Below are 15,509 nucleotides of genomic sequence, written 5' to 3'. Positions count from 1 at the left end.
GCAGTCAGTTCATCTACAAAACCCAGGCATAAAAAAGGGGAGCACATGCCCCCCCGAGGTTAAACGTTGCATCGAGGCTGTTCGATCAGCCTTCGATCTCGATCAGGATCTCGCCCGGATTGACCCGGTCGCCCTTCGCCACATGAATGGCAGTCACCTTGCCAGCGATGGCGGCCTGCACTTCGGTCTCCATCTTCATGGCTTCGGTGATCAATACCGCCTGGCCGGCCTTCACCACATCGCCTTCCTTGACCAGCACATCGACGATGTTCCCCGGCATGGTGGTGCTGACGTGGCCCGGTGCAGAGGCTTGCTTGCGCTTGCTGCTGCCGCCGCCGACGAACTCGTTGAGCGGTTCGAAGACGACTTCCTCCGGCATGCCATCGATGGACAGATAGAAGTGACGCTTGCCTTCGGCCTTGACGCCAACGCCAGTGATGTCGACGCGGTATGTCTCACCGTGCACGTCGATGACGAACTCGGTCGGCACGCCTTCGCCGCCGGCAGAACTGACAGCGCCTGCCTCGGGAATTGGCAACAGCACTTCCGGAGTCAGGGTGCCGGCTTCGCGTTCTTCGAGGAACTTGCGGCCGATGTCCGGGAACATCGCGTAGGTCAAAACGTCTTCTTCAGACTTGGCCAGCGCGCCGATTTCACCGCGCAGTTTGGTCATTTCCGGCTTGAGCAGATCGGCCGGACGCACGTCGATCACGTCCTCGCTGCCGATGGCCTGGCGACGCAGTTTCTCATTCACCGCACCCGGCGCCTTGCCGTAGCCGCCCTGCAGATAGAGTTTCACTTCATTGGTAATGGTCTTGTAGCGCTCACCGGCCAGCACGTTGAAAAACGCCTGGGTACCGACGATCTGCGAAGTCGGAGTCACCAGCGGCGGGAAGCCGAGGTCTTCGCGTACGCGCGGGATTTCCGCCAGCACTTCGTTCATGCGGTTGAGCGCGCCCTGCTCTTTCAACTGGTTGGCGAGGTTGGAGATCATCCCGCCCGGCACCTGGTTGACCTGCACACGGGTATCCACCGCCGTGAATTCGCTTTCGAACTGGTGGTACTTCTTGCGCACGGCATAGAAATACAGGCCGATCTCCTGCAGCAGCTCCAGGTCCAGGCCGGTGTCGAACTCACTGCCCTTGAGGGCCGCCACCATCGATTCGGTGCCCGGATGGCTGGTGCCCCAGGCGAAGCTGGAGATCGCGGTGTCGATATGGTCGGCGCCGTTTTCCACGGCCTTGAGCTGGCACATCGCAGCCAGGCCGGCAGTGTCGTGGGAGTGGATGAACACGGGCAACGATTGCTCGGCCTTCAGCGCCTTCACCAGCTCGCCGGTGGCGTATGGCGTCAGCAAGCCGGCCATGTCCTTGATGGCGACCGAGTCGCAGCCCATGGCTTCCATCTGCTTGGCCTGGGCCACGAAAGCGTCGATGGTATGCACCGGGCTGGTGGTGTAGGCGATGGTGCCCTGGGCATGCTTGCCGGCAGCCTTCACCGCTTCGATGGCAACCCGCAGGTTACGTACGTCGTTCATCGCATCGAAAATACGGAACACATCGATGCCGTTGACCGCAGCCTTGGCCACGAACGCCCTGACCACGTCATCGCTGTAATGGCGGTAGCCCAGCAGGTTCTGGCCGCGCAGCAGCATTTGCAGGCGCGTGTTGGGCAGCGCGGCGCGCAGTTGGCGCAGGCGCTCCCACGGATCTTCCTTGAGGAAGCGCACACAGGCGTCGAATGTCGCGCCGCCCCAGACCTCCAGCGACCAATAGCCGACTTTGTCGAGTTTGTCGCAGATCGGCAGCATGTCTTCGGTGCGCATGCGGGTAGCAAGCAGCGATTGGTGAGCGTCGCGCAGGATTGTGTCGGTTACGTGGATCTTCTTGGACATTGTCATGATTCCTTACAGGCCTGCGTGGGCGGCAATGGCGGCGGCGATGGCCAAGGCCAGCTCTTCGGGTTTGCGCTTGATCGAGTAGTTGGTCAGTTCAGGGTGGCTTTCAACGAAGCTGGTGTTGAACTGGCCGCTACGGAATTCCGGGTTGCGCAGGATTTCCTGGTAATACGCGGCGGTGGTCTTGACCCCTTGCAGGCGCATGTCGTCCAGAGCCCGCAGACCACGGTCCATGGCTTCTTCCCAGGTCAACGCCCAAACCACCAGTTTCAGGCACATCGAATCGTAGAACGGTGGGATGGTGTAGCCGGTGTAGATCGCCGTGTCGGTGCGCACACCCGGGCCGCCGGGGGCGTAGTAGCGGGTGATCTTGCCGAAGCTGGGCAGGAAGTTGTTTTTCGGGTCCTCGGCATTGATCCGGAACTGCAAGGCGAAACCGCGATGCTGGATGTCTTCCTGCTTGACCGACAGCGGCAATCCGGAAGCGATGCGGATCTGCTCGCGGACAATGTCGATACCGGTGATTTCTTCGGTGATGGTGTGCTCCACCTGCACCCGGGTATTCATCTCCATGAAGTACACCTCGCCCTCGGCGAGCAGAAACTCCACGGTGCCAGCATTCTCATAGCCCACGGCCTTGGCGGCACGCACCGACAGGTCGCCAATATAGGCGCGCTGCTCGGGGGTCAGCTGGGGGCTGGGGGCGATTTCGATCAGCTTCTGGTTGCGACGCTGGATAGAACAGTCACGCTCGAACAGATGCACCACGTTGCCGAAACTGTCGCCCAGGATCTGCGCTTCGATGTGCTTGGGATTGACGATGCACTTTTCCAGGAACACTTCCGCCGAACCGAACGCCTTGGTGGCTTCGGAAATCACCCGGGGGAAGGCCTGCTCGAGTTCTTCGCGGCTGTTACAGCGACGAATGCCTCGACCACCACCACCGGACGTGGCCTTGAGCATCACCGGATAACCGATCCGGTCGCCTTCGGCCAACGCCTCTTCGATGCCCGACACGTTGCCTTCGGTGCCTGGAGTGACCGGCACACCGGCCTTGATCATGCTGCGGCGCGCTTCGGTCTTGTCACCCATGCGCCGGATGACTTCCGCCGCAGGGCCGATGAATTTGATGCCACGTTCGGCACAGATCTCGGCCAGTTCGGCATTTTCCGAGAGGAAACCATAGCCAGGATGCAACGCATCGCAGCCGGTTTCCACGGCGAGGTTCACCAGTTTGCGCGGATTGAGGTAGCCGGCCAGCGGATCGGCGCCGATGCTGTGGGCCTCGTCCGCACGCTTGACATGCAAGGCATGACGGTCAGCGTCGGAGTAGACCGCGACCGAGCGGATGCCCATCTCGGCGCAAGCACGCACGATGCGGACGGCAATCTCACCACGGTTGGCGATCAGGATCTTTGTTATCAATTGGAGGTTCCCTTGAGCCGGTGATACCACGGCCTGAAGATCAGGCCGACGCGTGACCAGATGTAACAATCGGTCGCAGCTCCACACTAGTACTGGCCGTTGATTAACAAAAATGAATAATTATTGGGTCATGCATAAACCAGGACTTATAGTTAAGCCAATCGTTTTGGGTCGAGGTAGCTGAATCGTGCGTAAGTCATTGATGCGTATGACATTGCGTCAACTGCAGATTTTCAATGAGGTGTGCGACCTGAGGTCCTACAGCCGTGCAGCCGACGAAATGTCTCTCACACAACCTGCCGTCAGCCTACAGATTCGGTCCCTTGAAGAGCTGATCGGCCAGCCGCTGTTTGAGTATGTAGGCAAAAAGCTCTACATGACCGAAGCCGCCGAAGCCCTACAACGCGCCAGCCGGGACATCTTCGGGCGCCTGGAAAATCTCGATATGCAGCTATCGGACATGCAGGGCTCTTTGCAAGGCCAACTGAAGCTGGCGGTGGAATCGAGCGCTAAATATTTCGTGCCGCATCTGTTTGCCGCGTTCAAGCGCCAGCATCCGGAGGTCAATCTGAGTCTTACGGTGGTCAACCGTGGCCAGGTGATACGCCGGCTTTCGGATAACCGTGACGACCTGGTGATCATGTCCATGGTGCCCCAGGACATGGGCCTGGAGTTCTTGCCGTTTCTCAACAATCCCATCGTGGCCGTTGCGCCACCGGATCATCCGCTGTGCCACGTGGGGCCGCTGCGCTTGCAGGACTTGGAGCCCTACACGCTGCTGCTGCGCGAACCTGGGTCCGGCACGCGGCTGGCCTGCGAAGAATACTTCAAGGAGAAGCGGGTGCATTTCACTCAGACATTGGAAGTCGCCTCAGCGGAGGCCCAACGCGAATGCGTGGTGGCCGGACTGGGCGTGGCGCTGTTGACGCGCCACGCCGTGAGCCGAGAACTGTCGTCCGGCGCACTCATCGAGCTGCCGGTGGAGGAACTGCCACTGTATCGAAGCTGGTGCCTGGTACAGGCCAGGGCGAAACGGTTGTCACCGGTGGCCCACGCCTTCCTGGCGTTCGTTCGCGGCGAACGGGCTCAGATCATTGGCCTGGTTGAGCGTTTCGACGGGAAGCCACCGGCGTTGCCTGCCAGTAATTGAATTCCACTGCGTCAGGGAATTCGCTGATTTCGGCCAGGAGTTGGCGCTGTTCAAAGCGGTCTTCGATTGCACGACGGAACGCCATGCGGCGCTGGTCTTCCTGCTGACGACGGGTTTTGACGGCGCTGCGTTCTTCGTAGGACTGGGTCATGTCGAGACTCCCAAGACGTATACGGGAGTTTCAAGATGAAGGCACGGGATGACGGTTTGGCGGCGCGTCGGTTACAGAACGATGAATGTTACTGAGCTTCAAGCTTGAGGCTTGAGGCTTCAATCATCCAACGCTTTCACCGACTTGGGAGACAGCCGAAGGCTGCGCAGGCTGCGCTTGACGCTCTTGAGGTGGTTGACCAGGCTCGGGCCGCGAGCCATGGCGACCCCCATTGCCAGCACATCGATGACCACCAGGTGCGCGATGCGCGAGGTCAAGGGCGTGTAGATTTCGGTGTCTTCATGTACGTCGATGGCCAGGTTCACCGTCGAGAGCTCGGCCAATGGCGTCTGGCTCGGGCACAAGGTGATCAGCGAGGCGCCGCTTTCGCGCACCAGGTTGGCGGTGATCAGCAGATCCTTGGAGCGACCCGACTGAGAAATGCAGATCGCCACGTCGGTGGGTTTCAACGTGACCGCCGACATCGCCTGCATGTGCGGGTCGGAATAGGCAGCCGCCGTGAGCAGCAGACGGAAAAACTTGTGTTGCGCATCAGCAGCCACCGCCCCCGATGCACCGAAGCCATAGAACTCGACACGCTGGGCCTGGGACATGGCCGTGACGGCTTTTTGCAAGGCCACCGGGTCGAGCTTCTCACGAACCTCCATCAGGGTATGCAGGGTCGTGTCGAAAATTTTCAGGCTGTAGTCGGCGACCGAATCGTCTTCATGAATCGCAAACTGACCGAAGCTCGCGCCGGCCGCCAGGCTTTGCGCCAGCTTGAGTTTCAAATCCTGGAAACCCGAGCAACCGATGGCACGGCAGAACCGCACGATGGTCGGCTCGCTGATGCCGACGCTGTGGGCCAGGTCAGCCATGGAGCTGTGCATCACGGCCGCGGGATCGAGCAGTACGTGATCGGCAACTTTCAGCTCCGATTTACGCAGCAGGTGACGTGACTGGGCGATGTGTTGCAACAGGTTCAAGGGACTGGACTCATTGTTATGGGCGAACGCCTAGGATGTAGCAGTCTTGTAGTTATACTACAAGAATTGGAGGATTACCCGCTCAAATCCATCATTCAGGCCCTGATTTTCCAAACGATCAGGCCCTGTAGCGACACGGAAGCGTGGCAAGCCCCGCAGCCTGAAAGGCTCCCATCCTGCTCCCACACCTCCCACACATCAGCTTTGGTCGGCAAGCGGTCCATGGCCGCCAGCCTTCTCCTGACGGTACTCTCCGTATACCGCTTGTCGCCACTGTCAGGTTTGACAGTAGAGCCAGGACTCCTCACTAACCTACGGTTGGAAAATCAAAGAACCTTTTTCTCAAACGTTTGTTAACCAAGTGAAGGAGCACCGATTATGAGTACCAATCCAACTGCCTGGAACATAGAGGCTTATCTTGGCAGCACACCCATTACGTTACCCGCGCCGCGGGAATTATATGAAATGGCTCTCGTCAGAATGAAAGCTGGAGAGGTCATAACTATCGGAGGGAGAAGATACAGAGCCATCAACAAAGATGTTACATCGGCCCTCGCCATCGCCGATAGACGTTATCGAGTGAATTTCGCCAGTGTGGCGAGCTCCAGCACGGAAGACGCTTCACCCACGCCAGACATACCAGAACCAGATTCAAACAAAGATAGCAGCCAAGAAGAGCCCCTGGCCGTCATAAAAGTCAATGATGAACTTATCAAATTTTATTGGAGCAACAAGCAAACTTTTGCCACTGCTTTCATGGCAGCGGGAGACATACTCAGGTACAAACCGACATCCGGCGTATATAAAATCGTTTCGGTTGAATACGATAGTTTTGAAGACGATGACTTTTGGATAACGCAATTCTGTGAGGAGTTGAAATAGCGCTTGGGAATCGGCGCCAAAGTAACATTAACCAGCGGCGCGATAGCCGCAACTCGTCCGGCTACTTCAGCGCATACCAGTAATCCTCCCGTCGGAGTGGCACCGTGCACGACACCTGGCGGGCAGTCTCACTCCAAGCGCTGCTCCCGCAGCATTTGGGCGAGGCCCTCGGCCTCAATCGGCCGACTGATGAGGTAGCCCTGGACCTCGTCGCAGTGTTCGGCCTTCAGAAACTCAAGCTGCTCCTGCCGCTCGACACCTTCGGCCACGACCTTGAGCGACAACCCATGGGCCATCGCAATGATCGCCCGGGTGATCGCGGCATCCTCACCGCCCTCCTCTAACCCGCGAATGAATGCCTGGTCGATCTTCACGTAATCCACCGGGATACGCTTGAGGTAGCTCAGGGAAGAATAGCCGGTGCCGAAATCGTCAATCGCCAGTTTGACTCCGAGATCACGCAGTTGCTGGAAGGTGGCGATGATGTGTTCGACGCTGTCGAGTAACTGGCTCTCGGTCAGTTCCAGTTCCAGGTAATGAGGCGCCAGACCGGTTTCTTCCAGCACTTGCCGCACGAGGCTGACCAACTTGCCCTGACGTAACTGATGCACCGACAGATTCACCGATACCCTGATCGGTGCCAGCCCCTGGCGCAGCCATTCGCAGGCCTGCCAGCAGGCCTGACGCAGCACGAACTCGCCAATCGGTCCGATCAGCCCGGTCTCTTCGGCCAAACCGATGAACTCCGCCGGCGGCACCCGGCCCATGGTCGGATGATCCCAGCGTACCAAGGCTTCGGCGGCGTTCAGACGGCCGGTCTCCAGACACAGCTTGGGTTGGTAGAACACCTTCAATTGCTGCTCTTCCAGGGCTTTGCGCAATTGGTTTTCCAGTTGCAGGCGCTCCAACGTGCTGGCCTGGAGGCTGTCGGTGTAGAACTGGAAATTATTGCCTCCCAAATGTTTGGCATGTTGCATGGCCATGTTCGCCTGGCTGACCAATGTCGCGATCTCGCGCGCGTTGTCGGGTAATAGGCTGATGCCGATGGAGGCACTGACTACCAGTTCATGGCCTTCGATGGTCAGCGGCAGGCGCAACTTGGCGGACAGGCGGGTCGCCACCCGTGCGAGGCTCGAAAGATTGCCATAGGCATCGAACAGCACCCCGAACTCATCACCCGAAAGCCGGGCGATGGTATCGGCCTCGGGCAGTGCGTTGATCAGCCTCCGGGCCATCTTCTGTAATAGCTGGTCGGCAATGTCATGCCCCAGACTGTCGTTCAGCAACTTGAAACGATCCAGATCGATATGCAGCAAGGCCAGGCTGCGCCGCCCTCCCTGTCGCACACGCTGGTGGGCCTCATGCAAGCGTTCACGGAACAGCGAACGGTTCGCCAGTCCTGTCAGATCATCGTAGTGGGTCAGGTAGCGCATCCGCTCCTCGGATTGGCGCCGGGCAGAAAGATCCGCGAAGAAGCCCACAATATGGCTGACCTTTCCTCGAATATCGCGTACGACATTCAGTTGCAGCCATTGCGGATACAGTTCGCCGTTGGCCCGTGCCTCGACCAGCTCGCCCTGCCAGGTGCCATGTGCCTTAAGGGCCTGGCGAATGATAGGGTAGTGCCGACGCGCATCCCGGCTGCATGGCAGATCCACCACATTGCGCCCCAGCATGTCATCGATATTGAAACCGGTAACCCGAGTGAACGCCTGGTTGGCGGCAAGCAATGCGTAATGAGGGTCGAAAATCACGATGCCTTCACTGGCGGCTTCGAACACCGTGGCCGCCAACTGTTGCTGCTGCTCCAGCTCTTTACTGGCGCTGATGTTCCGTCGGGTACCGACCATGCGCAACACTCGTCCGCTGGCGCTGCGCTCCACGGCCCGACCACGGTCTTCGATCCAGACCCAGTGCCCATCGCTGTGGCGGATGCGGTATTCGATCTGGTAATCCTCGCTGCGGCCCTTGAGGTGTTCGATCAGAGCCCGCTTGAGTGCCGGCACGTCTTGCGGATGCAGGCGAGGCGTGAGATGGCTGAGCATGGCCGTGACGTATTCATGCTCCAGCCCGAACAGCTCCTTGAGCTGGGTGTGGTGGACTTCATCGGTCTGCAGGTTCCAGTCCCACAGCCCCAGCTCACTGGCCTTGAGGGCCAGCGCCAGGCGGGCTTCGCTCTTGCTCAGGGCCTGGCTGGCCACCTCCAGCTCAAGGCTCCGCTGAGCCACCCTCGCTTCGAGGCCAACCTGGGCGGCGCGCAACTGTTCCTCGGCGAGACGACGTTGCTCCACCTCTCTGGCCAGCGCCTCGTTGAGCTGGGCACTACGGGTTTGCGTTTGCTGCAAATGCTCGATCAGCGCCTGATTCTGAAACCGTCGAAGCATGCCGCTTTGCATCAAACGGTTGACCTGCCAGGCCACCACGCTCAACGAAACCAGCACCACCAGCCCGAGCCAACCCCAACCGTGTTGCTGTTCATCATCGCCCAGGAAGAGGAAGCCGATCGCCGGCAACAGGCAGGGCAAGGTAAAGGACAGGAACGCCGGCAGGCTGACGGCATAGGCCACACTGGCGGACAAGGTAGCCGCACCGATCAGACCAAACACCCAGGCCTGCTGCTGGAAGCTGTCGGCGGGTACCAGGGCGATGCCAGCACCGGCCAGCGTCAGTCCGGTCATCGCCGAACCCAGCAAAAACATGCGCAGCCACATGGGGTGTGCCTGGCGGCTTGGCATCGCAGAGTCGAAGGCCGCCACCTGTATCACCCGCAATGCCACCAGCGACAACAACCAGACCAGCCAGACAGTGACCAGGAAATAGCGCGACGGCTCCCACAACAGCACTGCGCAGACCAGGCCATTGACCAGCATGAACAACGTTGGCAGCAGCGAGCCTTGGTACAACAACCGTGTACGCTCCACCGCCATCTCCGTGGCGTACTGCTTGCAGATGATCCGTGGTTCCACACAGGGGCCCGCCAGATCGGAATTGAGGGTCATAGGCACTGTTCTTGTTCTTATCACGAGGGCACGGAGAACCCGAAGCGACCACGAGCATACACAAGCACGGGGCCATCCCACACTGCTGTAGCTCATAAAAATACGCAAAAAACTCGCTGCTTCAATGAGCGGCCAAGGTGCCGAACGAGCCCCGGCAACGGCCCTGACCCATGACTGACCGGTCGTCCCCTGCCGGTCTTTTATCGGCTGCTGCAAAGCTTGGTTTGCCCGAGGTGGCGCCGCGCCCTAGAATGCCCCGATGCGCGATGATCTCTCCCTTCTGCTGAACTCCCTCAACGATGCCCAACGCCAGGCCGTAGCCGCCTCCGTGGGTCGTCAATTGGTCCTGGCCGGTGCCGGCTCCGGCAAGACCCGAGTGCTGGTGCACCGTATCGCCTGGTTGATCCAGGTCGAGAACGCCTCGCCCCATTCGATCCTGTCGGTGACGTTCACCAACAAGGCCGCTGCCGAGATGCGCCATCGCATCGAGCAGTTGATGGGCCTTAACCCGGCCGGCATGTGGGTCGGAACGTTCCACGGCCTGGCGCACCGCTTGCTGAGGGCGCATTGGCAGGAAGCCGGCCTGAGCCAGACGTTCCAGATTCTGGACAGCGATGACCAGCAGCGACTGGTCAAGCGAGTGATCCGCGAGCTGGGCCTGGATGAACAACGCTGGCCGGCACGCCAGGCCCAGTGGTTCATCAATGGCCAAAAAGACGAAGGCCTGCGTCCGCAACACATTCAGGCCAGCGGCGACTTGTTCCTGGCGACCATGCGCAGTATCTACGAAGCCTATGAGGCGGCGTGCCAGCGTGCCGGGGTCATCGACTTTTCCGAACTGCTGTTGCGTGCGTTGGACCTGTGGCGCGATCATCCGGGCCTGCTGGAGCACTATCAGAAGCGCTTCCGGCATGTCCTGGTGGATGAGTTCCAGGACACCAACGCCGTGCAATACGCCTGGTTGCGCCTGCTGGCCAAGGGCGGCGACAGCCTGATGGTGGTGGGCGACGACGACCAGTCGATCTACGGCTGGCGCGGTGCCAAGATCGAGAATATCCATCAGTATTCGGCGGATTTTCCCGATGCCGAGGTCATCCGCCTGGAGCAGAACTACCGCTCCACCGCCGGTATTCTCAAGGCTGCCAACGCGCTGATTGCCAACAACACCGGGCGCCTGGGCAAGGAGCTGTGGACCGACGGCAGCGAAGGCGAGGCGATCAACCTGTATGCCGCATTCAACGAACACGACGAAGCCCGCTATGTGGTGGAAACCATCCAGAGTGCGCTGAAAACAGGCCTCGCCCGCAGCGATATCGCCATCCTGTATCGTTCCAACGCCCAGTCGCGGGTCTTGGAAGAGGCCTTGCTGCGCGAACGGATCCCCTACCGGATCTACGGCGGCCAGCGCTTTTTCGAGCGCGCCGAGATCAAGAACGCCATGGCGTACCTGCGCCTGATCGAGGGACGTGGCAACGATGCCGCCCTGGAGCGGGTAATCAACGTGCCGACCCGTGGCATCGGCGAGAAAACCGTCGAAGCAATTCGCGATCACGCACGTCACAGCCATGTCTCCATGTGGGAAGCCATGCGCCAACTGGTCGCCAACAAAGGCGTGACCGGTCGCGCTGCCGGCGCGCTGAAGGCCTTCATGGACCTGATAGACGAGCTGGCGGCCAAGTGCGGGGAAATGCCGCTGCACTTGATGACCCAGACCGTCATCGAACAGTCCGGACTGATTGCTTATCACGAGGCTGAAAAAGGCGAAAAAGGCCAGGCTCGGGTAGAAAACCTCGAAGAACTGGTCAGCGCCGCGCGCAACTTCGAGAACACCGAAGAAGACGCCGACCTGTCACCACTCTCGGCCTTCCTGGGCCATGCCTCCCTGGAGGCCGGCGATACCCAGGCCGAGGAACACGAAGACAGCATCCAGCTCATGACCCTGCACAGCGCCAAGGGCCTGGAGTTCCCCTATGTCTTCCTGGTGGGCATGGAAGAAGGCTTGTTCCCTCACAAGATGAGCCTGGAAGAACCGGGACGCCTGGAAGAAGAACGGCGCCTGGCCTATGTCGGCATTACCCGCGCCATGCAGAACCTGGTGCTGACTTACGCTGAAACCCGTCGTTTGTATGGCAGCGAAACCTACAACAAGGTGTCGCGTTTCGTACGTGAAGTACCGAAAGGTCTGATCCAGGAAGTGCGGTTGTCCAACAGCGTCAGCCGTCCGTTCGGTGGCAGCCAGCAAACCGGCTCCAGCAGCCTGTTTGGCGGCAGCGACATCCCCGAAACCGGGTTCACCCTCGGCCAGGCGGTGCGGCATTCTGTGTTCGGTGAGGGCGTGATCCTCAATTTCGAAGGCGCGGGAGCCCAAGCCCGGGTCCAGGTGAATTTCAGCGAAGGCAGCAAGTGGCTGATGCTGGGATATGCCAAGCTCGAGGCGATCTGAACCTTTGCAGCGGTTGTAGATGTGGGAGCGAGCCTGCTCGCGGTAGCGGAATTTCAGTCGATGCCATTGCTGGCTCACACACTGCAATCGCGAGCAGGCTCGCTCCCACAGGTCGGTTTTTTCGCGCTTAATACCCTTTCCGATAGAACTTGCTCCTCTTTCCTACGGCCCAAAGCGAACAAGCCCTCTTGCGCACCTGAAGCTGAACCTGAGCTGTCAGGTAAAAGCCCGAAACACTCTGCCGCTAGCCAGTAACAATTCACCTGTGCAACATGGCGCGCGTGCTACTCACAAATGGGAATGCCTTTATATGAAACGTTTTCTTAGCATCGCCATGGCGTTGTGCATCGGCCTGACAATGGCCATCGACGCCAATGCCGCCAAGCGTTTTGGCGGTGGTAAAAGCTCGGGCGCGGCCCCGACTCACCAGACCAGCCAGATGGCACCGTCCTCCGCGGCCGGGTCCACAGCTGCCACTGCGGGCGCTGCCGGTGCTGCTGGCGCCGCCACCAAGGCCAGCGGTGCATCGCGCTGGCTCGGCCCCCTGGCCGGCATCGCAGCCGGTGGTCTGCTCGCCTCCATGTTCATGGGCGACGGCTTCCAGGGCATGCAGATCTTCGACATCCTGATCATGGCGGTCATCGCCTTCCTGGTCTTCCGCTTCATTGCCGCCCGTCGTCGCAAGCAGCAAGAGCAATTCGCTCCGGCCGGTCATGCACCGATGCAGCGTGAAGTGTTCAACCAACAGCCTTCCGCTGGCTCGATCTTCGGTGGTTCGGCCGCTCCGGTGGTCACCCGTCCGGTCATCAATGCACCGGCCTGGTTCAATGAACAACGCTTCATCGAAGCCGCGCGCAGCCATTTCATGTCCCTGCAACAGCATTGGGACGGCAATGAAATGGACAAGATCGCCGAGTTCGTGACCCCGCAATTGCTGGAGTTCCTCAAGCGCGAAAGGGCCGAGCTGGGTGATGGCTACCAGTCCACCTACATCGATAACCTGCATGTGCAACTGGACGGTGTCGATGATCGCGCCGACAAGACCATCGCCACCCTGACCTTCAGCGGTGTGTCGAAGGATTCCCGCTTCGACCAGGGCGAAGCGTTCAGCGAAAGCTGGAACATGGAGCGTGCCCAAGGCGAAAACCAGCCTTGGCTGGTGGCAGGTATCCGCCAGAACGGTTGAACCTTTGCGCGTTTCGCAGGTTGAAATAAAGGAACCCCGGCTCAAGCCGGGGTTTTCTATTTTCGCGGTTGCATCTACAGCGAGCTACTGTATAAACCGCCTCATGTAAAACCGCGCCAACGAGAAAGAGGATCCCCGGACGTGGAAGAAATCATCGAACAATTGCGTGAAGCCAACGAACCGGTACCGGTTCCACTGGAGTTGCCCGACGCGGACTTGCTGGTCGAGATCGAAGAGCAACTTTTCATCGATATCCCGTTCGTCTTCAGAGAGTTTTTGCTGACCGTCAGCGACGTCGTTTACGGCAGCCTGGAGCCGGTCACCGTGACCGATCCCCACTCCCACACCTACCTGCCCGAAGTCGCCGCCAACGCTTGGGATGCCGGCGTGGATCGCAGCCTGATCCCGATCTGCCAGGACGGCGACGACTACTATTGCGTGGAAGAAGACGGAACTGTGGTGTTGTGGCAGGCCGAGGACGAGTTGATCGCCGAGGAAACCTGGGAATCCGTCTGGCACTGGGCACGGGACGTCTGGCTGGAGAGCTGATACCCGAAGCCGCCGTCAATGCCCGGACGACTCCTTGTGATTGTCCAGGGTTTCCAGCAAGGCCACCTGCATTCTGGTGTGCAGGCGGACAAACCAGCGCCAGAGCAAAGCCGCCACCGCAATCGCCACCACGGCAATCAATACCAGCAACTTGTTGGTCGGCAAAATGCTGGCCGACAAGGCTGCCAACAGCAGGAAAATCACCAGCAGCGACAGGAGCGGAATCACTTCAGCGATCACCCGACGCACACGCTGAGTGTGACGCCCAGCCATTTCCGCCTTCACGCCCATCTCCGCCAGCAGCATCGACAGCGCCTTGAGCTTGCGGTACGCGGCAATCAGGAAGGGCAGCGACAGCAGCAACGCTGCGCCCCAGATCAACGCCTTCTGCCAGCTCGGGTCGCTGATCCAGGTTTGCATATAAACCGACATCCGCTCGGCGAAATAGCCGCCCGAGACAAAGATCGCGATGACCAGCGCCAAGTTGACGCCGACCTGCAGCAAGATCCGCCTGATCATGGATGCGACCAGCGCACTTTCACCGTGGGGTTGGATACTTCGCAGCCACTCGCCATACATCCCCAGTACACGCGTCAGCCGTTGCGGCATCGCCGTCGCCAGCTTGACGGATAACGGATCGGCTGCGCGGATCAGGTAAGGCGTCAGCAGCGTGGTCAGCACAGAAACGGCGACTGCAACCGGATAGAGGAAATCGCTGGTGACCTGCAAAGTCATCCCCAGCGAAGCAATGATGAAGGAGAATTCGCCGATCTGCGAAAGGCCCATCCCCACCCGCAGTGAGGTGCGTCCGTCATTGCCGGCGATAAAGGCACCGAGGCCGCAGGACAGCATCTTGCCCAACACCACCGCTGCGGTGATCACCGCAATCGGCCAGGCGTATTGCAGCAAAATGACCGGATCGAGCATCAAGCCGATGGCCACGAAAAAAATCGCACTGAACAGGTCACGCACTGGCTCGACCAGCCGCTCGATTTTCACCAGTTGCCGGGATTCGGCCATGATCGCACCGATCAGGAAGGCGCCGAGCACCATGCTGTATTCAAGCTTCACCACCAGCAGACAGAAGCCGAAACACAGGCCCAGCACGGTGATCAGGAGCATCTCGTTACTCTCGAACTTCGCCACATAAGCCAAGAGCCTGGGTACCAGCAAAATACCGATAACCAGCGCGACGATCATGAACAGCGAGAGCTTGCCCACCGTGGAAAACACCTCGCCGGAGCTCACCGTGCCGCTGACCGCTATGCTCGACAGCAAGGCGATGATACCGATGCCGAGAATATCCTCGACGATCAGCACGCCGAAAATCAGTTGGGCGAAGCGCTCGTTCTTCATCTTCAGGTCATTGAGCGCCTTGACGATGATGGTGGTCGAGGAAATAGCCAGGATCGCCCCCAGGAACAGCGAATCCATGGTGCTCCAATTGAACCAACGGCCTATTTCGTAACCGATCCAGATCATCAATACGATTTCGAGGAACGCCGCGATGAATGCCGTCGCGCCTACCTTGAACAATTTGCGCAGGCTGAACTCCAGGCCAAGGCAGAACATGAGAAAGATCACCCCGAGCTCAGCGAGGGTCTTGATAGTGTCCTCGTCATGGATGAAGCCAAACGGAGGCGTATGCGGGCCGATCAGGAAGCCGGCCACGATGTAGCCCAGCACCACCGGTTGCTTGAGGCGATGAAACAGAACCGTCACCAACCCCGCTGCCAACATGATGATCGCCAGGTCTTGAATAAAATTGATGGCATGCATCTATGAGGCTCCCTGTCGATGACTGAATAAGTCCGTTTCCCTTGTAGGAAATGCCCTCGCGA

The 15,509-nt window shown here is 59.5% G+C and carries 11 protein-coding genes; 5 read left to right on the top strand and 6 right to left on the bottom strand.

The window, feature by feature from the left end:
- Positions 1 to 85: 85 nt before the first annotated feature.
- Together oadA and LCU97_RS20845 are read right to left on the bottom strand one after the other, a co-directional pair.
- The gene (gene oadA / locus LCU97_RS20850; protein ID WP_053149051.1) at positions 86 to 1,894 is read right to left on the bottom strand and encodes a sodium-extruding oxaloacetate decarboxylase subunit alpha; all 1,809 of its coding nucleotides are present in this window, start codon (positions 1,892 to 1,894) and stop codon (positions 86 to 88) included.
- Positions 1,895 to 1,906: 12 nt separating this feature from the next.
- The gene (locus LCU97_RS20845; RefSeq protein ID WP_232777640.1) at positions 1,907 to 3,322 is read right to left on the bottom strand and encodes an acetyl-CoA carboxylase biotin carboxylase subunit; all 1,416 of its coding nucleotides are present in this window, start codon (positions 3,320 to 3,322) and stop codon (positions 1,907 to 1,909) included.
- A gap of 187 nt (positions 3,323 to 3,509) precedes the next feature.
- Between LCU97_RS20845 and LCU97_RS20840 the strand changes: the two genes are divergently transcribed.
- Positions 3,510 to 4,472 (top strand): LysR family transcriptional regulator, encoded by a 963-nt coding sequence (locus LCU97_RS20840; RefSeq protein WP_053149057.1) that lies wholly within the window; start codon positions 3,510 to 3,512, stop codon positions 4,470 to 4,472.
- On the opposite strand, the gene LCU97_RS20835 is transcribed toward LCU97_RS20840, so the two are convergent.
- Together LCU97_RS20835 and hexR are read right to left on the bottom strand one after the other, a co-directional pair.
- Positions 4,414 to 4,623, bottom strand: coding sequence for a PA3496 family putative envelope integrity protein (locus LCU97_RS20835; RefSeq protein ID WP_082339680.1), 210 nt, complete (start codon positions 4,621 to 4,623; stop codon positions 4,414 to 4,416). The genes LCU97_RS20840 and LCU97_RS20835 overlap by 59 nt on opposite strands.
- Before the next feature lie 119 nt (positions 4,624 to 4,742).
- Positions 4,743 to 5,609 (bottom strand): transcriptional regulator HexR, encoded by an 867-nt coding sequence (gene hexR / locus LCU97_RS20830; RefSeq protein ID WP_003187110.1) that lies wholly within the window; start codon positions 5,607 to 5,609, stop codon positions 4,743 to 4,745.
- A gap of 378 nt (positions 5,610 to 5,987) precedes the next feature.
- Between hexR and LCU97_RS20825 the strand changes: the two genes are divergently transcribed.
- A complete protein-coding gene (locus LCU97_RS20825; RefSeq protein WP_232777639.1) occupies positions 5,988 to 6,491 on the top strand; it encodes a hypothetical protein in 504 nt (167 codons plus the stop codon).
- A 128-nt stretch (positions 6,492 to 6,619) separates the two neighbouring features.
- Here LCU97_RS20825 and LCU97_RS20820 read toward each other — a convergent pair whose 3' ends face one another.
- Positions 6,620 to 9,490, bottom strand: a complete 2,871-nt coding sequence (locus LCU97_RS20820; protein ID WP_232777638.1) for an EAL domain-containing protein — start codon at positions 9,488 to 9,490, stop codon at positions 6,620 to 6,622.
- 259 nt (positions 9,491 to 9,749) lie between these two features.
- On the opposite strand from LCU97_RS20820, the gene uvrD reads away from it, so the two are divergent.
- The 3 genes from uvrD to LCU97_RS20805 all read left to right on the top strand — a co-directional run bounded on the left by uvrD (position 9,750) and on the right by LCU97_RS20805 (position 13,668).
- Positions 9,750 to 11,933: a DNA helicase II gene (uvrD, locus tag LCU97_RS20815; RefSeq protein WP_053149063.1), complete on the top strand. Its 2,184-nt coding sequence runs from the start codon at positions 9,750 to 9,752 to the stop codon at positions 11,931 to 11,933.
- Between the two features lie 310 nt (positions 11,934 to 12,243).
- Entirely contained in the window at positions 12,244 to 13,119 is an 876-nt protein-coding gene (locus LCU97_RS20810; RefSeq protein WP_053149066.1) for a Tim44 domain-containing protein, read from the top strand.
- A 141-nt stretch (positions 13,120 to 13,260) separates the two neighbouring features.
- On the top strand, positions 13,261 to 13,668 hold the full coding sequence (locus LCU97_RS20805; protein ID WP_232777637.1) for an SMI1/KNR4 family protein: 408 nt from the start codon (positions 13,261 to 13,263) through the stop codon (positions 13,666 to 13,668).
- A gap of 15 nt (positions 13,669 to 13,683) precedes the next feature.
- Here LCU97_RS20805 and LCU97_RS20800 read toward each other — a convergent pair whose 3' ends face one another.
- Positions 13,684 to 15,447: a cation:proton antiporter gene (locus LCU97_RS20800; RefSeq protein WP_053149072.1), complete on the bottom strand. Its 1,764-nt coding sequence runs from the start codon at positions 15,445 to 15,447 to the stop codon at positions 13,684 to 13,686.
- Positions 15,448 to 15,509: the final 62 nt, after the last annotated feature.

Source organism: Pseudomonas uvaldensis (assembly GCF_021271205.1).
Classification (GTDB): Bacteria; Pseudomonadota; Gammaproteobacteria; order Pseudomonadales; family Pseudomonadaceae; genus Aquipseudomonas; species Aquipseudomonas uvaldensis.
The sequence above is the reverse complement of the archived record's forward strand: the minus strand, read 5'-3'. Positions and strand labels throughout refer to the sequence as shown.